General features: G+C 29.2%; 32 protein-coding genes and 1 pseudogene. 19 read left to right on the top strand and 14 right to left on the bottom strand.

Translation table 11 applies throughout. The features are described from left to right. Window positions 1-10 precede the first annotated feature (10 nt). The 3 genes from lspA to AC5YF9_RS05980 are packed head-to-tail and all read left to right on the top strand — an operon-like array spanning window position 11 to window position 1,972. Window positions 11-505: a signal peptidase II gene (gene lspA, locus AC5YF9_RS05990; RefSeq protein ID WP_415303770.1), complete on the top strand. Its 495-nt coding sequence runs from the start codon at window positions 11-13 to the stop codon at window positions 503-505. After that, complete coding sequence (locus AC5YF9_RS05985) at window positions 498-830, top strand: DUF3035 domain-containing protein (RefSeq protein WP_415303769.1); 333 nt, start codon at window positions 498-500, stop codon at window positions 828-830. The genes lspA and AC5YF9_RS05985 overlap by 8 nt, the downstream gene beginning before the upstream one ends. Then, window positions 830-1,972 (top strand): phosphoglucose isomerase-related protein, encoded by a 1,143-nt coding sequence (locus tag AC5YF9_RS05980; RefSeq protein ID WP_415303768.1) that lies wholly within the window; start codon window positions 830-832, stop codon window positions 1,970-1,972. The genes AC5YF9_RS05985 and AC5YF9_RS05980 overlap by 1 nt, the downstream gene beginning before the upstream one ends. On the opposite strand, the gene rsmD is transcribed toward AC5YF9_RS05980, so the two are convergent. Then, entirely contained in the window at window positions 1,964-2,530 is a 567-nt protein-coding gene (rsmD, locus tag AC5YF9_RS05975; RefSeq protein WP_415303767.1) for a 16S rRNA (guanine(966)-N(2))-methyltransferase RsmD, read from the bottom strand. The genes AC5YF9_RS05980 and rsmD overlap by 9 nt on opposite strands. Further along, a complete protein-coding gene (purD, locus tag AC5YF9_RS05970) occupies window positions 2,527-3,792 on the bottom strand; it encodes a phosphoribosylamine--glycine ligase (protein ID WP_415303766.1) in 1,266 nt (421 codons plus the stop codon). The genes rsmD and purD overlap by 4 nt, the downstream gene beginning before the upstream one ends. A gap of 21 nt (window positions 3,793-3,813) precedes the next feature. Here purD and AC5YF9_RS05965 point away from each other — a divergent pair, with 21 nt between their 5' ends. After that, window positions 3,814-4,002: a DUF2093 domain-containing protein gene (locus AC5YF9_RS05965; RefSeq protein ID WP_415303765.1), complete on the top strand. Its 189-nt coding sequence runs from the start codon at window positions 3,814-3,816 to the stop codon at window positions 4,000-4,002. Between the two features lie 4 nt (window positions 4,003-4,006). Here AC5YF9_RS05965 and AC5YF9_RS05960 read toward each other — a convergent pair whose 3' ends face one another. From AC5YF9_RS05960 to ubiA, 5 genes are read right to left on the bottom strand one after another with little or no spacing between them, the layout of a single operon-like run. Continuing rightward, on the bottom strand, window positions 4,007-4,867 hold the full coding sequence (locus AC5YF9_RS05960) for a lysophospholipid acyltransferase family protein (RefSeq protein ID WP_415303764.1): 861 nt from the start codon (window positions 4,865-4,867) through the stop codon (window positions 4,007-4,009). After that, window positions 4,854-5,798 carry a tetraacyldisaccharide 4'-kinase gene (lpxK, locus tag AC5YF9_RS05955; protein WP_415303763.1) on the bottom strand — a complete coding sequence of 315 codons (945 nt, stop codon included), beginning with the start codon at window positions 5,796-5,798 and terminating at the stop codon, window positions 4,854-4,856. Before lpxK ends, AC5YF9_RS05960 begins: the two co-directional genes overlap by 14 nt. Then, window positions 5,779-7,041 (bottom strand): 3-deoxy-D-manno-octulosonic acid transferase, encoded by a 1,263-nt coding sequence (locus AC5YF9_RS05950; RefSeq protein ID WP_415303762.1) that lies wholly within the window; start codon window positions 7,039-7,041, stop codon window positions 5,779-5,781. Before AC5YF9_RS05950 ends, lpxK begins: the two co-directional genes overlap by 20 nt. Then, the gene (locus tag AC5YF9_RS05945) at window positions 7,041-8,780 is read right to left on the bottom strand and encodes an ABC transporter ATP-binding protein (RefSeq protein WP_415303761.1); all 1,740 of its coding nucleotides are present in this window, start codon (window positions 8,778-8,780) and stop codon (window positions 7,041-7,043) included. Before AC5YF9_RS05945 ends, AC5YF9_RS05950 begins: the two co-directional genes overlap by 1 nt. Continuing rightward, complete coding sequence (ubiA, locus tag AC5YF9_RS05940; RefSeq protein WP_415304928.1) at window positions 8,780-9,643, bottom strand: 4-hydroxybenzoate octaprenyltransferase; 864 nt, start codon at window positions 9,641-9,643, stop codon at window positions 8,780-8,782. Before ubiA ends, AC5YF9_RS05945 begins: the two co-directional genes overlap by 1 nt. 52 nt (window positions 9,644-9,695) lie before the next feature. Here ubiA and AC5YF9_RS05935 point away from each other — a divergent pair, with 52 nt between their 5' ends. Next, entirely contained in the window at window positions 9,696-10,100 is a 405-nt protein-coding gene (locus AC5YF9_RS05935) for a DUF2721 domain-containing protein (RefSeq protein ID WP_415303760.1), read from the top strand. Here the strand turns inward: AC5YF9_RS05935 and AC5YF9_RS05930 are convergent. From AC5YF9_RS05930 to AC5YF9_RS05915, 4 genes are read right to left on the bottom strand one after another with little or no spacing between them, the layout of a single operon-like run. After that, entirely contained in the window at window positions 10,097-11,071 is a 975-nt protein-coding gene (locus AC5YF9_RS05930) for a quinone oxidoreductase family protein (protein WP_415303759.1), read from the bottom strand. The two genes, AC5YF9_RS05935 and AC5YF9_RS05930, sit on opposite strands and share 4 nt — an antisense overlap. After that, window positions 11,071-11,910 (bottom strand): pirin family protein, encoded by an 840-nt coding sequence (locus AC5YF9_RS05925; protein ID WP_415303758.1) that lies wholly within the window; start codon window positions 11,908-11,910, stop codon window positions 11,071-11,073. The genes AC5YF9_RS05930 and AC5YF9_RS05925 overlap by 1 nt, the downstream gene beginning before the upstream one ends. Next, complete coding sequence (locus AC5YF9_RS05920; protein WP_415303757.1) at window positions 11,911-12,318, bottom strand: DoxX family protein; 408 nt, start codon at window positions 12,316-12,318, stop codon at window positions 11,911-11,913. Between the two features lie 3 nt (window positions 12,319-12,321). Then, window positions 12,322-12,558 carry a CDGSH iron-sulfur domain-containing protein gene (locus tag AC5YF9_RS05915; protein WP_415303756.1) on the bottom strand — a complete coding sequence of 79 codons (237 nt, stop codon included), beginning with the start codon at window positions 12,556-12,558 and terminating at the stop codon, window positions 12,322-12,324. Window positions 12,559-12,652: 94 nt separating this feature from the next. Here AC5YF9_RS05915 and AC5YF9_RS05910 point away from each other — a divergent pair, with 94 nt between their 5' ends. Next, on the top strand, window positions 12,653-13,012 hold the full coding sequence (locus tag AC5YF9_RS05910) for a winged helix-turn-helix transcriptional regulator (protein ID WP_415303755.1): 360 nt from the start codon (window positions 12,653-12,655) through the stop codon (window positions 13,010-13,012). Here the strand turns inward: AC5YF9_RS05910 and AC5YF9_RS05905 are convergent. Then, window positions 13,005-13,667, bottom strand: coding sequence for a haloacid dehalogenase type II (locus tag AC5YF9_RS05905; RefSeq protein ID WP_415303754.1), 663 nt, complete (start codon window positions 13,665-13,667; stop codon window positions 13,005-13,007). The genes AC5YF9_RS05910 and AC5YF9_RS05905 overlap by 8 nt on opposite strands. A 17-nt stretch (window positions 13,668-13,684) precedes the next feature. Here AC5YF9_RS05905 and AC5YF9_RS05900 point away from each other — a divergent pair, with 17 nt between their 5' ends. From AC5YF9_RS05900 to AC5YF9_RS05875, 6 genes and pseudogenes are all read left to right on the top strand, one after another. Further along, window positions 13,685-14,386, top strand: a complete 702-nt coding sequence (locus AC5YF9_RS05900) for an RsmE family RNA methyltransferase (RefSeq protein WP_415303753.1) — start codon at window positions 13,685-13,687, stop codon at window positions 14,384-14,386. 81 nt (window positions 14,387-14,467) lie between these two features. Next, a complete protein-coding gene (gene coxB, locus AC5YF9_RS05895; RefSeq protein ID WP_415303752.1) occupies window positions 14,468-15,283 on the top strand; it encodes a cytochrome c oxidase subunit II in 816 nt (271 codons plus the stop codon). Window positions 15,284-15,285: 2 nt separating this feature from the next. After that, window positions 15,286-16,922, top strand: a pseudogene (gene ctaD / locus AC5YF9_RS05890) (cytochrome c oxidase subunit I). Between the two features lie 163 nt (window positions 16,923-17,085). Continuing rightward, window positions 17,086-17,622 carry a cytochrome c oxidase assembly protein gene (locus AC5YF9_RS05885; protein ID WP_415304926.1) on the top strand — a complete coding sequence of 179 codons (537 nt, stop codon included), beginning with the start codon at window positions 17,086-17,088 and terminating at the stop codon, window positions 17,620-17,622. A gap of 2 nt (window positions 17,623-17,624) precedes the next feature. Next, window positions 17,625-18,413: a cytochrome c oxidase subunit 3 gene (locus AC5YF9_RS05880; protein ID WP_415303751.1), complete on the top strand. Its 789-nt coding sequence runs from the start codon at window positions 17,625-17,627 to the stop codon at window positions 18,411-18,413. A gap of 9 nt (window positions 18,414-18,422) precedes the next feature. After that, a complete protein-coding gene (locus tag AC5YF9_RS05875; RefSeq protein WP_415303750.1) occupies window positions 18,423-19,076 on the top strand; it encodes an SURF1 family protein in 654 nt (217 codons plus the stop codon). An 11-nt stretch (window positions 19,077-19,087) separates the two neighbouring features. On the opposite strand, the gene AC5YF9_RS05870 is transcribed toward AC5YF9_RS05875, so the two are convergent. Next, window positions 19,088-19,615, bottom strand: coding sequence for an SCO family protein (locus tag AC5YF9_RS05870; RefSeq protein WP_415303749.1), 528 nt, complete (start codon window positions 19,613-19,615; stop codon window positions 19,088-19,090). A gap of 93 nt (window positions 19,616-19,708) precedes the next feature. Between AC5YF9_RS05870 and AC5YF9_RS05865 the strand changes: the two genes are divergently transcribed. Next, on the top strand, window positions 19,709-20,389 hold the full coding sequence (locus AC5YF9_RS05865) for a cytochrome c oxidase subunit 3 (RefSeq protein ID WP_415303748.1): 681 nt from the start codon (window positions 19,709-19,711) through the stop codon (window positions 20,387-20,389). 5 nt (window positions 20,390-20,394) lie between these two features. On the opposite strand, the gene AC5YF9_RS05860 is transcribed toward AC5YF9_RS05865, so the two are convergent. Continuing rightward, a complete protein-coding gene (locus tag AC5YF9_RS05860) occupies window positions 20,395-20,586 on the bottom strand; it encodes a hypothetical protein (protein ID WP_415303747.1) in 192 nt (63 codons plus the stop codon). 64 nt (window positions 20,587-20,650) lie between these two features. Between AC5YF9_RS05860 and AC5YF9_RS05855 the strand changes: the two genes are divergently transcribed. The 6 genes from AC5YF9_RS05855 to cyoE all read left to right on the top strand — a co-directional run bounded on the left by AC5YF9_RS05855 (window position 20,651) and on the right by cyoE (window position 25,659). Beyond that, complete coding sequence (locus AC5YF9_RS05855) at window positions 20,651-21,532, top strand: cytochrome c oxidase subunit II (RefSeq protein ID WP_415303746.1); 882 nt, start codon at window positions 20,651-20,653, stop codon at window positions 21,530-21,532. 75 nt (window positions 21,533-21,607) lie between these two features. After that, window positions 21,608-23,392, top strand: a complete 1,785-nt coding sequence (locus tag AC5YF9_RS05850; protein WP_415304924.1) for a cytochrome c oxidase subunit I — start codon at window positions 21,608-21,610, stop codon at window positions 23,390-23,392. Window positions 23,393-23,401: 9 nt separating this feature from the next. Next, a complete protein-coding gene (locus AC5YF9_RS05845; protein ID WP_415278054.1) occupies window positions 23,402-24,112 on the top strand; it encodes a cytochrome c oxidase subunit 3 in 711 nt (236 codons plus the stop codon). Between the two features lie 8 nt (window positions 24,113-24,120). After that, window positions 24,121-24,459: a cytochrome C oxidase subunit IV family protein gene (locus AC5YF9_RS05840; RefSeq protein ID WP_415303745.1), complete on the top strand. Its 339-nt coding sequence runs from the start codon at window positions 24,121-24,123 to the stop codon at window positions 24,457-24,459. A 5-nt stretch (window positions 24,460-24,464) separates the two neighbouring features. Then, window positions 24,465-24,728, top strand: a complete 264-nt coding sequence (locus AC5YF9_RS05835) for a hypothetical protein (protein ID WP_415303744.1) — start codon at window positions 24,465-24,467, stop codon at window positions 24,726-24,728. A gap of 31 nt (window positions 24,729-24,759) precedes the next feature. Beyond that, a complete protein-coding gene (gene cyoE, locus AC5YF9_RS05830; protein ID WP_415303743.1) occupies window positions 24,760-25,659 on the top strand; it encodes a heme o synthase in 900 nt (299 codons plus the stop codon). Window positions 25,660-25,697: the final 38 nt, after the last annotated feature.

The following is a 25,697-nucleotide window of genomic DNA, read 5'->3' as shown; positions in this document are numbered from 1 at the left end:
AACAAAAGTAATGAATAAAACCAGACTAAAAACTTTTTTTTTAAATTTTACAATTTTAATAGGAGTATTTCTAATTGATAGAGTGTCTAAGTTTTATATCTTAAAGTTAGCGGAAGTGGAAGGCTCAGTAGACATATATGTTACACCTTATTTAAATTTATTTTTAATTTGGAATAAAGGAATAGCTTTTGGTTTGCTTTCTGTGAATGAAAGTATGATGTATAATATAATTACACTCGTGATTTGTCTTATTGTTATAGTTATTTTATTTATGATGTGGAAAAATGATAATATTAAAACTTATTTTTTAGCTTTAGTTGCGGGAGGGGCACTAGGTAATCTTTATGATCGAATAGTTCATACGGCAGTCCCAGATTTTATTGATCTTCATTTCAATGGGTTTCATTGGTTTGTTTTTAATGTGGCCGACATATTTATTACCATTGGTATTTTTTGCCTTATTTTAGTAGAACTTTTCTATAATAATAAAAATATAAATGAATAAAATTAAGCCAGTAATAGTTATTTTTTTAACATTATTGTTTTTAAATGCTTGTAGTGCTATTTCTGGAGGAATTGGAGCTAGCAAAAAAAAAGGAAGTGATGAATTTTTAGTAGAAAAAAAAGCTCCCTTGGTTTTACCACCTAGTTTTGGAGAGTTGCCAGAGCCTAGAAAAAAAATAGATGAAAATATAGCATCAACTAAAGAAAATACCTTAAGCATTAAAGATATAATTGATCAAAGCTCTTCTATAGATTCAGATATAGATAAAAATAAATCGAATAATTCAAAAGAAAAATTAATTATTAAAAAAATTATAGAACAATAATGATACTTAAAAATTTTTTAAATATAAAGAATAATAAAATAATAAAAAAAGATTTTCTAAATTTATTAAAAGATCAGCCTCAACTTTTTGAAACATTAAAGCCTACTTACAGATATAGTTATTCTAAAAAAAAAATCTCTAAGTATAAAAAATTTTCCAATATAAGAGTAATTGGAATGGGAGGTTCAATTTTGGGGACTGAAGCAATTTATAATTTTTTAAAAAAAAAAATTAAAAAAAAACTAACTTTTGTGAATAATCTAAATAGCAATGCAGACTATTTTCAAGATAAAAATATTAATTTAAATTTAATTATATCTAAATCTGGAAATACCATAGAGACAATAGCAAATGCAAACACGCTAATAAAGAATAGGGATAGTAATATTGTAATTACAGAAGATAAGGATAGCTATTTAACCAATTTAGCAAACAAGCTTAAAGCAGAAATCTTTGAGCACCAAAATTATGTAGGTGGAAGGTATTCAGTCTTATCTGAAGTGGGAATGCTACCTGCAGAATTGATGAATTTAAATGAAGGTAAATTCAAACAATTTAATAATCTTATTAAAAATAAAACATTTGTAAATAATCTTGTTAATAATGTAGCGGCAACTTTAAATTTAATCAAAGATAGTAAATATAATTCTATAATTCTAAATTATGATGAGCAGTCAGAAAATTTATTTAAGTGGTATCAACAATTAATAGCAGAAAGTTTGGGTAAAAAATCTAAAGGACTTTTGCCGATTGTGTCATCTATGCCAAAAGATAATCATAGTTTAATGCAACTATATTTAGATGGTCCTAAAAAAAGTTTTTATACTTTTTTTAATGTTTTGGAAAATAAGGTAATAAAAATAAACAATCACAATATTCTCAATAGTCATAAATACATGAGAAATCAGTCGATAGAAAAAATTAAACAATCTCAAATGTTGGCTACTGAAAAAGTTTTTACATCAAAAAAGATACCCTTTAGAAGCTTTAGAGTTTTAAAGCGAGATGAGAAATCACTAGGTGAACTATTTTGTTTTTTTATTTTAGAGACAGTTTTACTTGGTAGAGCCTTAAATGTTAATCCTTTTGATCAACCTTCAGTCGAATTAATAAAAAAAGAAACAAAATTTTTTTTAGCCTAAAGTTTTGCCAAAAATAATTTTTGAAATACCGTAATTTTTTTCTATTATAATATTAAATTCATTAGGAAATATATCTTCTTCTTTTTTGTGTCTGTGAATTATTATAATACCGTTATCTTTTAGTAATTCTAATTTGATGATTGTATCTAATAGATCTACTAATTTTTTTTCTTTGAAGGGTGGGTCCATAAAAATTATATCAAATTTATTATTCAATGCTTTCAATGTATTTTCTGCAAAAATATCTTTTTCTATGATGATTGAAGAGTTCTGCTGTTTTAGGTTGTCTATATTTTTTTTTAGAACAGTTAATACTTCTTTATAACTTTCTAAAAATGTAACTCTTCTAGCTCCTCTTGATAAGCATTCAAGCCCAAAAGATCCTATACCTGAAAATAAATCAAGAACATTTGAGTTTTCAAGATCTATATTCAATAATTTGGAATGCTTGATTATATTAAAAATAGATTCCTTAGTTAAGTCTTTAAGAGGTCTTGTTGATTTATCGTTAGGAGGTAGAATTTTTTTACCTTTGTAGTTCCCTGAAATTATTCTCATTCATCTATAACCTTATATCCAATATCTTTTCTAAAAAATCCACCACTCCAATTGAGCTTGCTAATGTGATTAAAGATTTTATCTCTACTTTCTTTGAAGTTAGAAGACAAGCTAACAAAGTTAATTACTCTTCCACCATTTGAATAAATCTTATTTTCAATTTTTTTAGTTCCTGCGTGATAAATAAAATCACCTTTAGCTAAATCAAGCTTTTCAGTATTTTCAATTAGTATATTATTGTTATATTTATCAGGGTAACCTTTTGAACAAAGAACAATGCATAAACTTTTTTTGTTATACCATTCTATTTTTAAGTTTTTTAATTTTTCATTACAACATGCCTCTATAATTTCTAGTAAATCTGTTTTTAATTTTGGCAAAATTGTCTGACATTCTGGATCTCCCATTCTCACATTGTATTCGATTAAAAATGGTTCATCCTTCACTATCATTAAGCCTGCGTATAAAAAGCCCTTATAATTAGATCCCATCTTCTTCAGCGCTTTGATAGTGGGTTCTATTATTTTGTTTAATATTTTTTTTTCAAGGACTTGATTTATTAATCGCGATGGAGAATAAGCCCCCATACCTCCTGTGTTATCCCCTTTGTCTCCTTCCAAAACTCTTTTATGGTCCTGTGCAGTTTCAAAGTTTTTAATTTCTTTCCCATCACTAATTATAAAATAGCTCATTTCTTCACCAATAAGAAATTCTTCTATTAATACATTCTTAGCTATTCCAAATTTTCCGTTAAAAATTTCTTTTATAGCGGTATTTGCACTATCTTTATTCTCACAAATATAAACACCTTTCCCAGATGCAAGACCATCTGCCTTAACAACTAATGGAAACTGAGTTTTATCTAAAAAAACAACTGCTTCGTTGCAGTTTTCAAATATTCCAAAATTAGCAGTAGGAATTTTATAAATCTCACAAATTTTTTTGGTAAATATCTTAGAACCCTCAAGTTGAGAAGCAATTTTATCAGGACCGAAAACATTTATTTCTGTATCTTTAAAAAAATCCACTATACCATCCACCAGTGGTTTTTCAGGTCCCACTATTAGTAAACTTATTTTATTAGATATTAAAAATTCTTTAATTTTATTAAAATCAGAAATATCTATTGCAATATTTTCAGCAATTTCTGATGTGCCTGCATTGCCAGGAAAACAGTATATCTTTTCAATTTTTGAAGACTTTTTAATTGATTCGCATATAGCATGTTCTCTTCCGCCACTTCCAATTATTCCAACTTTCATATAGATGTATATAAACTAAAAATGAATAAAAAATTAGCAAAATTAAAATATTTACCAAATAATTTTGAAATTATTGAAAATGGTGATCATGTTGTTTGTGCGGTATCTGGAAAATTGATTAGTTTAGAAATTCTTAATTATTGGAATGTGGAGCTTCAAGAGCCTTACTATTCTTATATAGAAGCTCATAAAAAAAAGGAGAGCAATTAAGTATTTACTTCCATCTATTGTGAGACCATATCCACTGCCCAGGATTTTTTAGAATCATTTTTTCCAACCAAATATTCAGATCTCTAGTAATTTTTTCAATTGGGGTATTTCTTTTAAATTCTATAGGTTTTTCAATTTTAATATTGAAATTTATATTATTGTGTCTTTCAATATAAATTGGCACCACCTTACAATTAAATTTTTTTATAAATTGTGCTGGAATAGTTGTTGTAAATGCGTCTTCATCAAAAAATTTAGATTTTATTCCTTCTGAAACTCTCTGGTCTATCATCAAGGCTATTGAATAGCCTTTCTTATATAACCTTAATAATTCTCTAACTCCACTTGTTCCTTTTTTAATTTGTTTTTTACAAATATATTTTTTTCTAATTTTTTCCATTAATACATTTAAAAAAATATTATTCAAAGGACGATATATTGCTGACAAATTTACACCAGATTTTTCAATTTCCATTGCCATTAATTCAAAGTTACTGAAATGACCAGATACGAAAATTACTGGGTTTTTTTCAAGTTTTATTTTTTCAAGGATTTCAGTTCCCACTATATTAATATTAGATTTAAACTTATTATTTCTAAAATCTTTAAGGAACATATATTCAGACAATGTTCTTCCGTAATTATTCCACATATTTTTTGTAATATCATTCATTTCTAATGAATTAATTTTAGGAATAGCTCTTTGGATGTTTGACTCAATGATTTTTCTAGATCTAAAGATAGGACCAAAAGATTCAGATAATTTTCCACCAATATAAGATGAAATTTTTAATCCTAAGATTTTATAAATAGAAAAAAGAAATGATATGATTAAAAATTCAAAAAAATATTTAATTTTTTTCATTTAATTCAATGAGTTTTTTTACAAGGCTTTTTTCATCTGATATTTCAAGACTAGATTTGACATAAAAAATTTTATTTTTGTTAAAATTGTCTAACCTTAAATAATCTTTTTCTGTTGTTATAATTTTTGCATTATATTTTTCTGCATTATACATTATTTCAATAAAATCTTTTTTTGAATATTGATAGTGATCTGGGTACTCTAAATCTTTAACAATTTTCAATTTATTATTTTGCAACATATCTATAAAGGTTTTATGATTTCCAATGCCTGAAAAGGCTAGATAATTTTGATTTTTATCAAATTCATCTATATTTAATAGGGCATATTTCCCACGATTAATGTTTATATTAGGATTAATTTTTTTAATTTTATCTCTAATTTCTTCTAAGTTTTCATTATTCCCATTTAAAAAAATATTTTCATAAAATTTTAGGTTATTGATACCCTCTCTTAACGGACCTGAGGGTATTGTTAATCCATTACCAATCCAGTTTAGATTATTAAAACAAACAATTTCCATATCATATTTAATAGAACTGTCTTGTAGCCCATCATCAAAGATGGCAACCTCAAAACCTTTTGATATTGCCTCATCCAGTGCGGTAATTCTTTTTAAAGCACAAAACAAAGTGCCATTTTTACTAAGCAATTTTTGTTCATCAATTTGATCTGTATATAATTTCTTAATAAAACAGGCTTTAATATTATTTTTATCTAAAATTTCTTTTATTTTGATGGCTAGAGATGTCTTTCCAGTTCCACCAATATAGATGTTGCCAATACAAATAGTTTTAATTTTGGGATTAGGTAGCTTAGGTTTTGATTTTATCTTAATGATTAAACTTAGAACAACCGAAAAAGGTAACAGTAGATAAGAATAAAGGGATGATTTTTTGAGGTCCCAGAATTTAGGTTTTTTTAATTTCATTATTTAATAAACTGTTTATCTCATCTTTAGTTTCATTGAGTATTTTTTTTCCCATTTTTTCAATTTTTAAATAACTCTTCTTGTTGTTAGGTTTAGTGATTAATTTGTCTAATAAATTGGTTAAGCTATTTACACCATTAACCTTATGAGCAATTTTCAGTTTATCAAGCAATCTGTATGTATCCTTAAAATTATCTATATTTGGTCCATATAAAATAGCTGAGCCAAAGTTAGTTGGTTCAAGTGGGTTTTGACCTCCTCTTCTAGAAAGTGATTTTCCCATAAAAACTATACTAGAGGCTTGGTAAAATTTTTTTGTTTCTCCATATGTATCCACCAAATATATATCTATGTTGTCTAATTTTTTTGGTTTTGTGCTGTGTAAAACAACATTCAAATTTAAATTTTTAATTTCATCAACTATTTTATTAACACGTTGAATATGCCTTGGTATTAATATGGTTAATAAATTTTTATATTTTTTTTTTAGTTTTATGTGAGTATTAGCGCATATAGTTTCTTCACCAGGATGCGTGCTAGAAGCACACCAGATTTTTCTAAGATTTAAATTTTTTAATAGTGCCTTATCTAATTTGGAGGATTTATTTTGTTTATTATTAACAAACTTAAGGTTTCCTATGTTTTTAATCTTTGAGACATTTAATCTTTTAAGGTAATTAAAAGTTTCTTCATTTTGAGGATAGGCATTTGAAATATTTTTAAAAATTGAATTTGAAAAGCTTTTTATACGAAACCATTTTTTAAAAGTTTTTTTAGTAATTCTTGCATTTAGAAGTTTTAGTGGAATATTTTTTTTGTTAAGAATTTTAAAGATGCTGGGCCAAATTTCTGATTCAACAAATATTGCAATAGTAGGTTTCCAATAATTTAAAAATTTATAAGAAAAAAATATTGAATCTATTGGAAAAAATTGATGAATTGTTTTTTTAAATTTAAATTTTTTGAATATTTGAGCAGAACTTAAAGTAGATGTGGTTATTAGAATTTGATTTATAGATTTATTTTTTTCAAGTTCATGAACTAATGGCAAGATACTTAAAAGCTCACCAACACTTGAACCGTGAAACCAAAGTAAATTTCCTTTAACACGTTTTTTTGATGGAGAGCAAAATTTTTCTTTATATCTTTCACTATCTTCTTTTTTTTTTAAAATTCTAAAAAATATTATTAATGGAGAAAATATTAACAATATAGTTATAAATATTTGGTATAAAAAAAACATTATTCTTTTCGAATTTGTTTTTTATAAAAATTTTTATAAAGATCTGAATTATTTAATAGCTCATCATGCTTGCCATTAGCAACCACATTTCCAGCATCAATAATATAAATCTGATCAGAATTTAAAATTGTTGAAAGTCTGTGAGCAATTACAATGGTAGTCCTATCTTTAGTTAATATTTTTAATGCATCTTGAATTTTGCTTTCCGTTTCAGCATCCAATGATGAAGTTGCTTCATCTAATAGGATTATTGGACTTTTTTTAATCATAGCTCTTGCTATTGACAGCCTTTGCTTTTCTCCACCTGATAATCTAATTCCATTTTCGCCTATAACAGTTTCATACTTATTAGGTAATTTATCTATAAATTCATGTGAGTAAGAAAATTTAGCTGCAGCAATTATTTCTTCATCTGAAACATCAGTTTTTGCATAGCTGATATTATTTTTTATTGTGTCATCAAATAAAGTTGTGTCCTGACTCACAAGTGAAATCTTATCTCTTAGAGATTTAATTTTCATTTTGTATATTGATTGCTCATCAATAAAAATATCTCCAGACTGTGCATCATAAAACCTAGGTATTAAATTTAAAATTGTTGATTTTCCAGAGCCACTATGCCCAACTAAAGATGTCATTTTACCTCCGGCTATACTGAGGTTAATTTTTTTTAGAACATCTTTTTCTTCAGAAGAGTATTTAAATCTTAAGTTGCTAAATTTAATAGCTCCATTAGTAATATTTATATCTTTGGAATCTTCATGATCCGTAATTTTATTTTTATTATCAATTATAGGTAAAATTCTATAAGCTGCTGATAACCCTTGATTTAGGGTCATGTTTATTGTTGATAGAGCTCTGACTGGTTGATATGCGAGCATCATTGCTGCAAGGAAAGAAAAAAAATTCCCTATTTCTATCTCACCCCTAAGGGCTAATTTTCCAGAATAGAATATCAAAATTGCAATCATTACTCCCGTTAGAGTTTCCATGATTGGAGACATTCTAACAAAAACTGTATTGATTTTAATGTTTTTATCTTTTAATTGATTCAAATGTTTGTCTGTTCTTTTACTCTCGTAATCTTCTCTTTGAAATATTTTGATTAGTTTATGATTTTTAAATAATTCAATTAAATGTGTGTTTAAAAAGCCGGATTTTTCTTGAGCCTCTGTTACAACCTTCCCAATTCTTTTACCAAGGGTCCTTGATGCGATACCAGCAACAGGTATCATTATTATAGCAATCAATGATAATTTCCAATTTTGATAGAACATTACAAATAGTAAACCAAATAAAGTTAAGCTGTCTTTGAATAAATTTAGCACAGCCGTACTAAGCATATTTGTAATGTGATTTACGTCATATGTAAGATTTGAAATAAATTTTCCAGAATGTTTTTGATCAATTAATTGTGTATCTGCATTAATCAAAGATTTTACCATTTGTGACTGAAGAGTTTTTTTAATTTCTTCAGCCACACCAATCATAATTGCTTTTGCATAATAAAGGGAAAATCCTTTTACAGCAAAAGATATAATTATTAACAAAGGTATTGCAAATATTAATGATTGATCCTTCTCAACAAAAATTTTTTTTATAGCAGGATCTAAAAGCCAAGCGATTGCCGAAGTACTAGTTGCAACAAGCACTCCAAAAAAAACTGAAACTAATATTCTATTAATATATTTTCTTGAATAATCTTTATAAAGCCTTTTATAAATTTTTGAATTATTCATTAAAACCTTCCAATTAAAATATTACAAAAAATTATAAAGCCTGTTAAATTATTACTTTTAAAAACCTTTAAGCATTTCAACGAGTCTTTGGAGTTAAAAAATCTTATCTGATAAAAAAATAAATGAATTATTGTTATTATTAAACTTATATAAAAAAAATAATTAAAGTTCATTATATAGCCTACAATCAAAATAGAAGAAATTAGAAAAACATAGCATATGAATAAAAAGTTTTTTGGTTTATTTTTAAATTTTATTGAAGTTGATTTTACACCTATTATTTCGTCATCTTGGATATCTTGAAACCCGTATATAGTGTCGTATCCTAGTGTCCAAAATATGGCTCCTAGATAAAAGATAATAGGAACTATACTTATTTCACCCACTATTGATGTCCAGCCTAAAATCAAACCATAGTTGAATGTTATCCCCAAAAACAACTGAGGCCAGTGTGTAAATCTTTTCATTAAAGGGTAGGTAAAAGCTAAAGGCATCGAGCCTAGCGCGAGGATAATTGTTAAATTATTAAAATTAATTAAAACCAAAAAAGCAAGTGAACATAAAACAGTTGTATAAAAAATTGCTAATTTTATAGAAACTTTATTAGAGGCTATTGGTCTATTTTTTGTTCTCTCAACTTTTTTATCAAAATCCTTATCAGAGATATCATTTACTATACAGCCTGCGGAGCGCATTAAAACTGATCCAAGGAAAAATAAAGTTAAATAAAAAAAATAATTATTTAAATCATTTGAAAAATCGTAAGCTAATGTTAATCCCCATGCACAAGGCCAAAATAATAACATAAAACCAATTGGCTTTTTCAGTCTTGTTAGTTCAATAAAAAGGTTTAATTGTTTCATCATAATTTACTTGTAAATAACAAAGGCTAGTTTCATAATCAAATTGATTCGTATGAATATAGATTACACAGTCACAGCTCTAATGTTTCCAGCAATACCCTTACTTATGAACATCTATAGTAATAGATTTCATTCACTAAGTAAGCTTATTAGGCAGCTTCATGATGAACATGTGTATGAAAACCACATTCCACCTGAGTGGAAGAAGCAATTTATCAATTTAAATGGAAGAATAGTTTTATTAAAATGGACAATTATGTTTGCTGCATTTGGTCTTTTGTTTAATCTGCTAACTGTTTTTGCTCTTTATTTGAATGAAATTTTTATAGCAAGGATAATTTTTGGTTCTTGCTGCTTGTCAATGATGATTTCAATTGTTGTTTTTTTAAGAGAAATTCAAGTATCAACAAATGCACTTAAGTGGCATATGTCTGACATGGATGTTGATTTAGATTAATTAGGAATAATTACAGCAGGCCCAGTTAACAATCTTGCTTCTAATTCCTCATGTGCTTTCTTTGCATTACTAAGAGAATACTTTTTTGAAATTTCAACTTTAAATTTTCCAGATAAAATTGCATCAAAAACTTTTTCAGCTGATTCAACTAATTCTTTTCTTGTCATTGTGTAATGTGCAATTGAAGGACGAGTAAAAAATAAACCTTTTGCATTAATGTGTTTTTTAACATCTATAGTATCAACGTAACCTGACGCATTACCAAAAGCGACCATCATGCCTCTAACTTTTAATGTTTCAATTGATCCATCAAAAGTTTTAATGCCAACACCATCATAGACAACATCAACTCCATTTTTTCCTGTAATTTTTTCTACTTCTTCAACAAAGTTTGTATCAGTATAATTTATTACATGGTGACATCCATTTTTTTTAGCAATAGCTTCTTTTTCTTTAGAGCCAACGGTTCCAATAACTTCAGCTCCTAATGCGTTAGCCCACTGACATAAAATTTGACCAACACCACCAGCTGCCGCATGGTATAAAACTTTATCACCTTTTTTAATTGGGTAGGCTCTGTGTAATAAATATTCAGCAGTAATTCCTTTAAGCATAATACAAGATGCAATTTCATCTGAAATTCCTTCTGGAACTAAAACTAGTTTTTCTTGAGGAAATAATTGTTTTTCTGAATAACTTCCAATTGGCATTGAAGAGTGAGCCACTCTTTCTCCAATTTTAAATAAATCAACTTCAGAACCAACCTCTTCTATCATTCCACATGCCTCTAAACCAATCCCACTTGGAAGAGGAATAGGGTACAGCCCTGTTCTATGATAAACATCAATATAATTAAGACCAATTGATAGGTTTTTTATAAGAACTTCTTTTGGACCTGGTTTACCAATTTCAATATCTTTAACTTCTAAAACCTCAGGGCCACCAAATTTGTCTATTTTAATAGTTTTCATTATTTTACAAATGTATCATTATGATAATCTTGCACTGCTTGCAAGATCTCTGCTTTAGTATTCATCACAAAAGGACCACCCCTTGCAATAGGTTCACCTATAGGTTTACCAGATATTAATAAAAACTTTGCTTTTGTTAAGCTAGAGACTTTCAGTTTGTCACCTCTAGTTAGAATAATTAAAGTAGAATCTTTAACAGCATCATGATCTTGATGACCAACTTTAATTTCACCTTCAACTAAATATATTAATGAATTGTGAGTTGAGGGGAGATCAAAATTAAATTCTTTTTCTTTTTGTAGCTCTACATCAAAATAAACAGGCTCAAGATTGTGACCTTTAACGGGTCCTTCTGCATCTTGAAACTTTCCAGCAATGACTTTGACAGTTTTATCCTCATCTTTATGAGCGCTCATTTTACCAGCATCAATATAGATATACTCAGGTTTAGTCATTTTCAATTTGGCAGGCATGTTCACCCATAATTGAAAACCATGAAGTTTACCTTCTTTCATTGCGGGCATTTCTGAATGGATTATTCCACTACCAGTTTTCATCCACTGAACATCTCCGGCACTCATTATACCCTTACCACCTGTACTGTCTTTATGTTCAAAATCACCAGCAAGCATATAAGTTACAGTTTCAATTCCTCTGTGGGGGTGAGGAGGGAAGCCTCCGATATAATCATCTTTATTTTCAGAACCAAACTCATCCAGCATTAAAAAAGGATCATGGTAATCAATAAGATGAGTACCAATACTTCTTTTTAATTTAACTCCAGCACCATCTGATGCTGCAATTGGTTTTATTATTTTTTCTATTTCTATCTGTTTCAATTATTTGTTTCCTCTAATTAAAAAATATAAAGCGATTATAAAAAGAAATATTTGCTCACTAGTAAATAGTTTAGTTGTAATGAACCAATCTCTATGAGCTAATGCAAATGCATTTATCATAATAACAGTAATAGCTAAAGCGCTTACTCTTGTTAATAAATTACCAATAGGGCCCTTTATAAATCCACCAATAATTAAAAATAATCCAGCTCCTAATTCAGCGAGAGCAACTAAAGACGCAAGAAAAGGTGAAAAACCAAAATATTTAATTAAAGCTTCAGGAGGCAATGGAAATTTACTTAATCCATGCAAACTAAATGCAATACCCAATCCAAATCTTATTAACCAAGGTGATAAGAATTGTACGTTAGAAAAAAATTTATTAATTTGATCATCTAATTTATTCATACTTTATTTGTTATGTGAGCCATCGCAAAGAGGCTGGTTATTAGTTTGCTTACAAGCACAAAAAAACACTTTTTTTGTTTCTTCTGCTTTATAAGCTAATGGAGTAAATTCTGAACCCTTGTGAGAACCATCACAAAATGGTTGTTTTGTACTTTTTCCACAAGTGCACCAATAATAAGATTTATCTTTTTCAACTTCAACTGCAATTGGTCCGTCACCTGCATTTTGTCCTTTAGTCATTTGTACCCTTTCAATTTGATTGACCTGTATTTAATACTTTGCTATGAATAATGCAATAAGGCAATATAATCATACTAGTATATAAGAACATACCATGAAAAATTTAATAGATTGTCCAGCAGAAAGAGCAGTTTACTTTCTTGGAGGTAAATGGAAAATTAGAATTTTGTTTAGTTTACTACAAAGTAAAAAAATTAGATTTGGTGAGCTTAAAAAAGGATTGAAAACCATCACACAACAAATGTTATCCAAGCAGCTAAAAGAATTAGAAGGAGATGGAATAATTAATAGAAAAGTAATTCAAATAATGCCACCAAAAGTTGAGTATTCACTAACTGAATTTGGCTTTTCGGTCATGCCTATTTTAAGGTCTTTCTCAGAATGGAATAAAAGAAACACTCGAACTATTTCAGTAAAATTAAATAAGAATTTTGAAGAAAATAGAATTAGATAATATTAAGTAACTGTTTTAAATTTTTTACTTGATCTTTAGGTTTATAATCAAGATTATCAAAAATATTATTATTTCTGTTTACCCAAATAGAACTGTAACCGTAATTTCCACCCCCAGACACATCCCAAGTATTAGCACTTAAAAATGCAACCTTTTCTTTTTGTATTTTATATTTATTAATTGGCATGTCATAAACTTTTGAGTCTGGTTTATAAATTCCAACTTCTTCGATTGAAAATATATCATCAAATATATTATCTAGATTATTACTCTTAACTAATTCATTAAGAAGAGAAGGTGTTCCATTAGAAAGAATACCTAATTTATAATTTTTTTGTTTTAGTTTTTTTAAAACATCAGGTACTTCTGGAAAGGGTGAGAGTACTTTGTAAAGGTTTAATAATTCATTTTTCATTGAAGCATCTATCTCAAATGCCTTCATTGATTTATCTAAACTATCTTCTGTCACTTGCCAGAAGTCTTTATGTCTATTCATTAAACTTCTAAGCCAAGTGTATTCTAGTTGAGTAGTTCGCCAATAATTTGCAAAACCTTCCCACTTATCACCAATTTTATCTTTACATTTTTCTGCTGCTGAATTGACATCAAATAAAGTGCCATATGCATCAAAAATTATTGCTTTAATATTTTTCATAAATTAAATTAAAATTAATGAGTAATATTAGATTATTTTTTAAAGAAAGTTTATCACTTAATTTAACTGCTAAACTTGATAAACCACAATCTCACTATGTTACTAAGGTAATGAGAATAAAGATTGGTGAAATTTTCTCTTTATTTAATAGCAGTGGAGAGTGGGAAGCAAAAATTTTAACTTTATCCAAAAGTATAGTTGAATTTAATATTACTAAACAATTAAGACAAAAAGAAAATATAAAAGAATTGTGGTTAGCTTTTTCACCCATCAAATCAAACTACTTTAATTTTATGATTCAAAAAGCAACAGAGCTTGGGGTTACAAAATTTATACCCATTATATTTGATAGAACGATAGTTAGAAAAATTAATAAAGAAAGATTAGAAAAAGTAATCATAGAGGCTGCTGAACAATCTAACCGAATAAATGTACCATCTATTGAAGAACCACAACCTTTAAAAAATTTTTTAAGTAATGAAAAAATGGATCTAATATTTACCGATCTAAACTCTCAAAATAAAAAAATAGATTTAGAAAAATTAACTAGTAATCCATCATGTGTTATAATTGGTCCTGAAGGGGATTTTTCTGAAGATGAAAGAGAGCAGATTCTTGCCTTTAATGGGGTTCAACCAATCAAAATAAACGAAAATATATTAAGATCAGAGACCGCAGTAATTTCAGCCCTATCTATTGTCAGTTATCTAATTAATTGATGTTTTTAAAAAGCTAAAGTGTGATTTTGTCGCAAAATCTAAAGTGTAAATTTTATGAAAGCACTTTATATACTGTTGTAAATGAACAAATTTTTACTTACAATTTTAGCAACTATCTACTCAACAGGTGCATTAGCCGATCAACCTAAAGAATGGCAACTAGGATTTCAAAACCCAGCCTCTGATGGAATGAGAGATATCGTTAGTTTTCATAATAATATTCTACTTCCAATAATTATTGCTATCACTGTCTTTGTTTTATTTCTTATGATTTATACTTGTATAAGATTTAGAGAATCAAAAAATCCAGTTCCATCAAAAACTACTCATAATGTTGCAGTAGAAGTTTTGTGGACATTAATTCCGTGTTTAATTTTAATCGTAATGGCGATCCCATCATTTAAACTTTTATACAAGCAAGATACGATCCCAAAAGTTGATGTAACAATCAAAGCTGTTGGATATCAGTGGTACTGGGGATATGAATATCCCGACGAAAATATTATTTTTGAATCATACATGATCAAAGAAGATGAGTTAAAAGAAAACCAACCAAGATTACTAACCGTTGATAACGAAGTTGTTGTGCCAGTTAATAAGGTGGTTAAGGTTTTAATTACTGCAAACGATGTCTTACACGCTTGGGCATTACCATCTTTTGGAGTTAAAAGAGATGCGGTTCCAGGAAGAATAAATGAAACTTGGTTTAAAGCTGAAAAAGTAGGAACATATTATGGTCAATGCTCTGAGTTATGTGGAATACAACATGCTTTTATGCCGATCACAGTAAGAGTTGTAACAGATGAAGAATATGCAAAATGGTTAGCGGAAGCTAAAATGAAATTTGCTAATGAGCCAATTACAGATAATGAATATAAAAAACTGGCGAGTAAATAAAAATGTACACACAAACAGCATCACACGACGATCATCACACGCCAACAGGTTGGAGACGTTGGGCTTACTCAACTAACCACAAAGATATTGGTACAATGTATTTAATTTTTGCAATTTTTGCAGGAATTATTGGTACAGCTTTTTCAGTATTAATGAGAATTGAATTAATGCACCCTGGTGATGGAATTTTGGGGGGTAACTATCATTTGTACAATGTGTTGGTTACTGGTCATGGATTAATAATGATTTTCTTCATGGTAATGCCAGCAATGATTGGTGGTTTTGGTAATTGGTTTGTGCCAATTATGATTGGTGCACCTGATATGGCCTTTCCTAGAATGAATAATATTTCATTTTGGTTATTACCAGCTTCATTTATTTTACTATTACTTTCGATATTTGTAGATGGCCCTCCAGGTCAACAAGGAGTAGGAGGAGGTTGGACTTTATATCCACCTCTATCCTCTAAAGCTGGACAACCTGGTCCTGCAATGGATTTTGCTATTTTAAGTTTACACTTAGCAGGAGCTTCTTCAATTTTAGGAGCAGTTAACTTTATTACAACAATTTTGAATATGAGAACACCAGGTATGACCTTGCATAAAATGCCTTTATTTGCTTGGTCAATTTTAGTTACAGCATTTCTATTGCTGTTATCATTACCCGTTTTAGCTGGTGCAATTACAATGCTTTTAACAGATAGAAATTTTGGTACTGCATTTTTTGATGCTCAAACTGGAGGAGACCCAGTTTTATACCAACATTTATTTTGGTTCTTTGGTCACCCAGAGGTTTATATTTTAATTTTACCTGGCTTTGGAATGATAAGTCATATTGTTTCAACTTTTTCTAAAAAACCTGTATTTGGATATTTAGGAATGGCTTATGCCATGGTTTCAATTGGGGTTGTTGGCTTTGTTGTTTGGGCACACCATATGTACACAGTTGGTTTAAGCACTGATACTAAAGCATATTTTATAGCTGCAACAATGATCATTGCAGTTCCAACAGGAATTAAAATATTTTCATGGATTGCAACAATGTGGGGTGGATCAATTTCTTTTAAAACACCAATGATGTGGGCATTAGGTTTTATATTTTTATTTACAGTAGGTGGTGTAACAGGTGTTGTACTTGCAAATGCTGGGGTTGATACTGCAATGCACGATACTTATTATGTAGTTGCTCATTTTCATTATGTTTTATCTTTAGGAGCGGTGTTTGCAATTTTTGCAGGATTTTATTATTGGTTTGGTAAAATGTCTGGCTATGAATATTCTGAAACTTTAGGACAAATACATTTTTGGTTAACATTCATTGGTGTTAACTTAGTATTTTTCCCTCAACACTTTTTAGGTTTAGCTGGTATGCCAAGAAGGTATGCCGATTATCCAGATGCATTTGCTGGATGGAACTACGTATCATCAGTTGGTTCATACATAGCAGTTGGTGGTTTATTAGTATTTTTTGTTAACTTAATTTATTCTTTTTCTAGGAAAAAGTCTGAGCCCAAAATCCTTGGGGAGAAGGTGCTACCACTTTAGAATGGACTATACCATCGCCACCAAATTTCCATACTTTTGATGAGTTACCGAAGTTTGTGGATGATCAAGATACTGAAAAATCTAATACTCATTAAACTTTAAGAAAAGTATTTTTAACAGATAAGATATTATTATGATGATACCAAATAAAAAAACTAAAAAAAAAAATATCTTTACTGCATTAGGAATAATAGTCTTCATGATATTTCTATTTTTTTTTACTCTCTATAATGTGGGAGTTTTTGATAGACAATTATGATCCAAAAAAAAACACTTACTCCTATAATTTTAGCTGGAATCTTTTTTATTATGTTGGGCCTTTCATTTGCTGCGGTACCTTTATATGATATTTTCTGTAGAGCGACTGGATTTGGTGGAACCACGCAAATATCAAAAGAAGCACCAGATATAGTTTTGGATCAAACAGTAAGTGTTCGTTTTGATACAAATGTAAACAAACTGCCTTGGAATTTTAAAGTAAAAAAAAATGTTATGGATGTGAACATAGGTCAGGTGAATCGAATTGAATTTGAAGTAGAGAATTATGGCGATGAAACAACCTATGGTGTGGCTGCTTTTAATGTATCTCCCTCTTCTTTTGGTAAGTATTACAGTAAATTAGGCTGTTTTTGCTTTGAAAAGCAAGCGTTGAAGGCAGGCGAAAAAGCAACATATATAATGACTTTTTATTTAGATCCAGAAATGGTAAACGACCCAAATACTAAAAATATTAAAGATGTAACTATGTCCTATACTTTCTTTTCATCAGATTACTATAACCAATCAGAACTATAAAAATGTCAGCAGAAAAAAAACATGATTATCATTTAGTAGATCCAAGCCCTTGGCCTATTTATGTATCATTTTCCAGCTTATTTTTAGCAATAGGGACTGTCTATTATTTACATAGTGAAGTTTCTTGGGGAATGTATTTAGGTTTTGCTCTTTTATTTTATGGAGTATACATGTGGTTTAGAGATATAATCGTAGAGTCGGTTGATCATAACCATCATACACCTGTTGTTAAAATTCACCTTAGATATGGAATGACTCTATTTATCGCTTCCGAAGTGATGTTTTTTGTTGCTTGGTTTTGGGCTTATTTTAATGCAAGTTTATTTCCTTCAGAATTAATTGGAAGTGTGTGGCCTCCAAAAGACATAGTAACTTTTGACCCATGGGATATTCCACTTATCAACACATTAATTCTACTATTATCAGGAACTACAGTTACCTGGGCACATCATGCCTTAGAAGAAGGTGATAGAGAAAGTTTTGTGCAAGGTTTGGCAATGACAGTTGTTTTAGGTTTTAGCTTTTCTTTATTGCAGATTTATGAATACCATCATGCAAGTTTTGATTTTGCAGGAAATATATATGGTGCTGTGTTTTATATGGCAACAGGTTTTCATGGGTTCCACGTCGTCGTAGGAACTATATTTTTAGCTGTATGTTGGTGGAGAGGCAAGAATGGTCATTATAAAAAAGATGAGTTTTTCGGCTTTGAGGCTGCTGCGTGGTACTGGCATTTTGTTGATGTAGTATGGCTATTCCTATTTGCTTCAATCTATATTTGGGGAAGTTAATAGTTAACCTTGAGAAATAAACTTTTATTTTCAATTTTTGTATTCTTTTTTATATCTATATTTATAGCATTAGGTAGCTGGCAACTAGTAAGATTAGATTGGAAAAATGAATTATTAAATAAAATTGATGTTTCTTTGAAGAAAGAACCTGTTGATTTAATGACCAATGTTCCTGAGGACTATCTAAAAATCAAAACTTCAGGGGTTATAGATTTTGATAAACAAATTTATTTATATAGTTTAAACGAAAAAGGTGCACCAGGATTTAATGTTGTTAATCCAATTATAATTAATAATAAAAACTTTTTATTAAATAGAGGATGGATACCTTTTGATAAAAAAAATACTAAAGAAATTGATATTTTTGATCATAAAACTATTTTAGGAACGTTAAGAAAACAATCTAAGGCTAACAGGTTTAAGCCTGTTAATGATATTAACGATAATTACTGGTTTACCTTAGATAGGGATGATATTTTTCAATACACAAATAAAAAATTTTCACCATTTGTAATTTACTTAAATAATAATTTAAAATTACCAAAACCAAAAATTATTACTGTAAATATTTCAAATAGCCACAAAAAGTATGCTATTACTTGGTTTTCTTTAGCACTGTCAATTTTTTTATTTTATTTATATGTGAGGAAAAATACATATTAATTTTTACAAGCTTACAAATAACTCTTAATTATTTTAAAAATATTTTCCAAATTTTCATGATGACTAATTCGATCAATATACTTTCCTTTATCTAATAAAAGTATTGAAGAACTATGATTGATTAAATAACTACCGTCTTCATTAAAAATTTTTTCACTTAAAACACCCCATGATTTTGAAAGCAAAAATACTTTTTGTGGATCTCCAGTTATTCCATAAATCTTACTTTTAAATGAATTCAAATAATCCTTAATTATTTCAGGATTGTCTCTTTCAGGATCAATACTTACAAAAAAAACTTTCAAATTTTTTTTCTTATTATCATCTAATTTTTTGATAACCTGATCTAGATTAGATAATGTCATTGGACATATATCGGGACAATTTGTAAAACCAAAAAAAATTGCAGTTAACGGTCCTTGAAAAGATTTTTCTGTTACGGGCTCATTATTTACATCTGTTAAAGTAAATGCAGAACCGGCATATGAAGCAACAACATTTTCTTTCTTTTCTTGTATCGATAATACAATAGGCAGCATAATAAATAAAAAAATTAACAAACAGCCACCCAGTATAGTTATTGACGTCTTTAATTTCATATTTTATGAATTAATATATTATATATTATAATTATGTCTAAATTTATTAAAAAACTTTTTGGAACATTGTCTGATAAGCCTTGGGAAAAAGAACAGATGGAAAGTGACAACCATCATAAAGGTAAAACTTTTGATATATCGCTACAAACTTCAGCTGTTATAGTTATCTTTGGTGTGAGCACCGTATTATTTACTTTAGTTGTTACAGGATACCTTTATAGCATTCCAGTGACTCAAGATACAGAGTATCTATTGAAACCTAATTTATTATGGTTAAATACTTTAGTTTTATTATACGTTGCTTATTTTTTTAATAAAATCACAAATGATTTAAAAAAAAATAATTTTGAAAAAATCAAAAAAAATTTGCTTATAGTTGGTTTTTTAAGTTACGCTTTTTTATTTGGGCAGATTTTTTTTTGGTTTCAATTAATGGAAAATGGAAATTATGTTTCTACAAATAACTATTTTTCATCATTTTATATTTTTACTGCGCTCCATGGATTGCACCTTTTGGGGGGATTATTTTTTTGGGGAAAGGTTTTCTCTAAAGTTAACAAGCTCAAAAAAGAACAAATTATAAATTCACAAAAAAGTATAGATGCACTGTCTCTTTATTGGACTTTTTTATTAATTGTTTGGTTTGTATTTTTTTTAATTATGTATGTTTTTAATGATACTGTCATTGCTTGGTGTAGAGCATTACTTGGATAAGCAATCTAAAGAAACAAAGTTAAAATAGCCCCAACAATAATTATAAAAATTAATAAAATATTAACAGATTTTAAATATTTTTGTATTTCTGGTTTCTTTTCTTTTTTTGAAAAAACTCCTGCTCCCAGAGAAATTACAAGATAAAAGCAAAAAACTAAAACCAGCACAACTACAAAGAGACTAAATTTATCAAGCATAATTTAATTCACTATAAAGCCTTATTTACTCATTTATTAATATATTTTTCTATAGATTCAGAAATTGATTTCAATTACTGTTATCAAAGAGAGAGAGACAAATATGCACCCGGGAATTATATTTTTAGGGGTAATTGTTGGTTCAGTTCTGTTCCATATATATACTCCATGGTGGTGGACAGACATAGCCTCAAACTGGGGGGCAATGGATGATACAATTAATTTAACTTTCTGGATTGGTGGTGGTGTATTTATTTTAGTTTGTTTGTTCATGGTTTATTGCATACTAAAATTTTCCTATAAAGAAGGCAGAAAAGTTGAGTACAAACCAGAAGATCATAAATTAGAAAAAATATTAACTATTGCAACTACCGTTGGAGTTATTGCTCTTCTAGCACCGGGTCTAATTGTTTATAATAATTATATCAATACTCCAAAAAATGCACTGCAAGTTGAAGTGAATGCATGGCAATGGGGATGGCAATATAGATTACCAGGTGAAGATGGAATATTAGGCACAGCTCAAGTTGAAAAAATTAGTGATGACAATCCTTTTGGAATAAACTTAGATGACCCATATGGAAAAGATGATATTTTAATTCAAGACGATGTGCTTCACCTAAAAACAGATAGACCAGTAAAAATTTTATTAAGGTCACTAGATGTTTTGCACAATTATTATGTTCCACAATTTAGAGCAAAAATGGATGCTATACCTGGAATCATTTCTTATTATTGGTTTGAGCCAAACAAAATAGGAGAATACGAAGTGTTGTGTGCTGAATATTGTGGAGTGGGCCATTATGCTATGAGGGCAAAAGTTATAGTTGAAAGTGAAGGCAATTATAAAAACTGGATTAAAGAACAGGAAACTTTTTCAGATTTAATTGCTAAACAAGAAAATGATAAATTAAAAACAACTCTACTTGCTAAAAATGATGATTAAATAATGTAAAGGAGAATTATGTCAGACGAATATAACCAACAGAATACACCTCTTGAAGCACAGTCTTCAGAAACCATGTCTGGCTCTTCTGGTACTCCATCAAAAGACATTGATTATGTAAGACCTGCAGAAATTCCTGAACAGGATCTTTATCATGGGCATAGTTTTATTACTAAATGGATTTTCTGTCAGGATGCTAAAGTTATTGGTATTCAATATTTTCTTACTGCCGTGTTTACAGGAATAGTCGGTCTAATACTTTCTTGGTTGATGCGTTTACAATTGGGTTATCCAGATCTAGTTCCATTCATCACAGCAGAACATTATTATCAATTTGTAACTATGCATGGCATGATAATGGTTGTTTATTTTTTAACAGCATTATTTTTAGGAGGTTTTGGAAATTATTTAATTCCTTTAATGGTTGGAGCGAGAGATATGGTTTTCCCATATGTAAACATGGTTAGTTTCTGGATGTTTTTTATCGCAGTGTGTGTTCTCATGGCTAGCTTTTTTGTTCCTGGTGGACCAACAGGTGCAGGATGGACGCTCTATCCACCTCAAGCTATTTTGCCAGGTACTCCTGGTTCCAATATGGGAATTACCTTAATGCTTATTTCTTTATCGTTATTTGTAATTGGATTTACTATGGGTGGATTAAATTACATAATTACAATTTTACAAGCTCGTACTAGAGGGATGACATTAATGAGAATGCCTCTAACGATATGGGGAATTTTTACCGCAACAGCTTTGGCTATGTTAGCTTTTCCAGCATTATTGGTTAGTTGTATTATGATGACTCTAGATAAGATGCTTGGGACTAGTTTTTTTATGCCAGCCATTCTCCAAGCTGGAGAAGTGCTAAGTTATGGAGGAGGAAGCCCTGTTCTTTTTCAACACTTGTTTTGGTTTTTTGGCCACCCCGAAGTTTATATTGTGGCTCTTCCTGCTTTTGGAATAGTTTCAGATTTAATATCTGTTCATGCTAGAAAAAATATCTTTGGATATAGAATGATGGTTTGGGCTATTGTTGGTATAGGAGCTTTAAGTTTCTTTGTTTGGGCTCACCATATGTATGTTAGTGGAATGAACCCTTGGTTCGGTTTTTTCTTTGCAACAACCACACTTATTATTGCAGTGCCAACTGCATTGAAAGTTTATAACTGGATAATAACACTATTTAGAGCAAACATTAGAATGAACACAGTAATGCTTTTTTGCTTAGGTTTTATTGTGACCTTTGTAAATGGAGGAATTACTGGAATTTTTTTGGGGAATGTTGCGGTAGATATTCCACTATCTGATACTTATTTTGTAATAGCTCATTTTCATATGGTCATGGGCATAGCCCCACTTATGGTAATTATGGGTGCAGTTTATCATTGGTTTCCCTTGGTTACTGGAAGAATGTTAAGTGAAAAATTAGGTAAGTGGCACTTTTGGGTTACATTCTTAGGTGCGTATTCAATTTATTTTCCAATGCATTACCTAGGTTTTATTGGAGTGCCACGAAGATATTATGAAATGTATGATAGTCCATATGTCACTTCAGCTGTTGGAATGAATGAGTTTATAACCGTTGCGGCTTTAATTGTTGGTTTTTCACAGTTAATTTTTATTTACAATATTGTAACAAGTTTAAAAATTGGAAAACCAGCAGGCAAAAATCCTTGGCAGGCAAATTCTTTAGAATGGCTAACCCCTGATGTACCACCAACTCATGGTAATTGGGGAGAAAAATTACCAGTTGTTCATAGATGGCCTTATGACTTTAATGTACCTGGCGCAAAAGAAGATTACATAACCCAAACAACGCCACCAAGTGAAGTTATTAATGCAGAGGTAGAAAAAACTTAGGAAAAAAATATGACTGATGTAAAAATTGAAGGTTATGAACTTAAACCAGGGTTTAAAGGAATGGCCACAGATACTGGCTCTGATCAAACAATGTTTAAGGGTGTTCAGTGGGGAAAAGTCATGATGTGGATTTTTTTACTGAGTGATACTTTTGTGTTTAGCTGTTTTTTGATTTCGTACATGAAAGGAAGAACCTCTACAGTAGTAGATTGGCCAAACACAAGTGAAGTCTTTTCACTACATGTAGGCAGCACACCTGTTCCATTATTATTAATTGCAATAATGACATTTGTTTTAATTACAAGCAGTGGAACCATGGCTCTTGCAGTAAAATATGGTTATGAAAAAAATAGAAAAATGTGTGGATGGCTTATTTTAGCTACAGCTATTGGTGGCCTTACATTTGTTGGAATGCAAGTATTTGAATGGTCAAAATTAATACATGAAGGTGTTAGACCTTGGGAAAATCCTTTTGGAGCAAAACAATTTGGTTCATACTTCTTTATGATTACAGGATTTCATGGATTTCATGTTTCAATTGGTGTGATCTTTCTTTTTATTTTTGCAAGAAAAGTTTTTAAAGGTGATTTTGACAACGGTAAAAGGGGATTTTTTACTACAATGAAATCAGATTATGTTGCAATAGAGATTTTAGGTCTTTATTGGCATTTTGTTGATTTAGTGTGGGTATTTATATTTGCCTTTTTTTATTTATGGTAAACTAGATTATGGATGAGATAGAAAATAAAGAAACTGTTGCTTCAACACATAAGATAGGAATCTACTTATGGATTTGGGGATTATTATTTGTACTTAGTTTTTTTTCTTACATGGTTGACTTGTTTGCATTTCAGGGGTTATTAAGGTGGACCTTAATTTTAATATTTATGTTTCTAAAAGCTGGTTTAATAATGGCTTTCTTTATGCACCTATTTTGGGAGCGATATGCCCTAGTTAATGTTCTTTTGTGGCCAATGACAGCAATAGCTTGTTTTATTGCGCTTATGGCGGCAGAAGCAAAATACACGGTTTTTACAAGATTATTATATTTTATTACTGGAGGATAAACTTTATGACTGGATACACTGTACTTGCTGGAGCTTTAATATTTTTTTTACTTTTTATTTATGCAACATGGTTTGGTACTCAATTAAAATTAGAGAAGCAAAAAGACAAAAGTCCTGCAATTACAATTAATCCATATGACAATATGTCTCTTACTAGAAGATTTATTGATAAAAAAAATAAACAAATTGGAATTTTTGATTTAGGAAATCATATTCTTATTATTGGAATGGTATCAATTTTAGTGTTTATTTTATTAAATGTAGAATAGGCACATCATATCTGATAATCGTTTAACCAAAATGATAAGAAAAAAAACTGTCTCACTAGATTTTAATGAATTAATTAAATCTTTATATCTATTGATGAAACCAAGAGTAATGTCTCTTGTTATATTTACATGCGCCGTGGGTCTTTTAACTTCCAATTCAAATATAGACATTATTGATGCTATGATAGGTATAACTTTAGTTGCTTTAGGTGCGGGAGCGGCTGGATGTCTAAATATGTGGTATGAATCAGATTTAGATGCACTCATGACAAGAACATGCTTAAGACCAATTCCCACTGGTAAAATTAATAGAAACCAAGCACTTACTTTTGGAGTGTTGCTGTCAGTTATTTCAGTTGTAGCATTAAATTATTTTTCAAATTTTCTGTCAGCATCTTTGTTATTATTTACAATATTTTTTTATCTTTTTGTCTACACAATATGGCTAAAAAGAAAAACACCACAAAACATTGTTATTGGTGGGGCTGCTGGTGCATTACCACCTGTTATCGGGTGGACTATTGCAACTAATACAATTAGTTTAGAGCCATTAACTTTATTTTTGATAATTTTTTTTTGGACGCCCTCTCATTTTTGGGCATTGAGCTTATATAAGGCTGATGATTATAAAAAAGCAAAAATTCCAATGTTACCTTTAACTGATGGTATTGAAAAAACAAAAGTACATATTTTTATTTATTCTTTATTAATGTTACCAGTTATTACTTTTCCATATTTGATTAATTTTTCAGGTTTAATCTATTTCATACCAGTATTAATTCTCACAATTTATTATATTTTTATTTGTTTTGACTTATACAAATATAAGAAAAATACATTTGATTTAAAGAAAGCAAAAAAAGTATTTGGTTATTCAATTTTATATTTATTTCTAATCTTTGTATTATTTTTGGTAGATAGCCTAATTTAAATATTGTTACTAAAAAAAATTCCGATAAAGTATCATAT

The sequence above is a fragment of the Candidatus Pelagibacter sp. uisw_098 genome, from assembly GCF_059512505.1.
The sequence above is the reverse complement of the archived record's forward strand: the minus strand, read 5'-3'. Positions and strand labels throughout refer to the sequence as shown.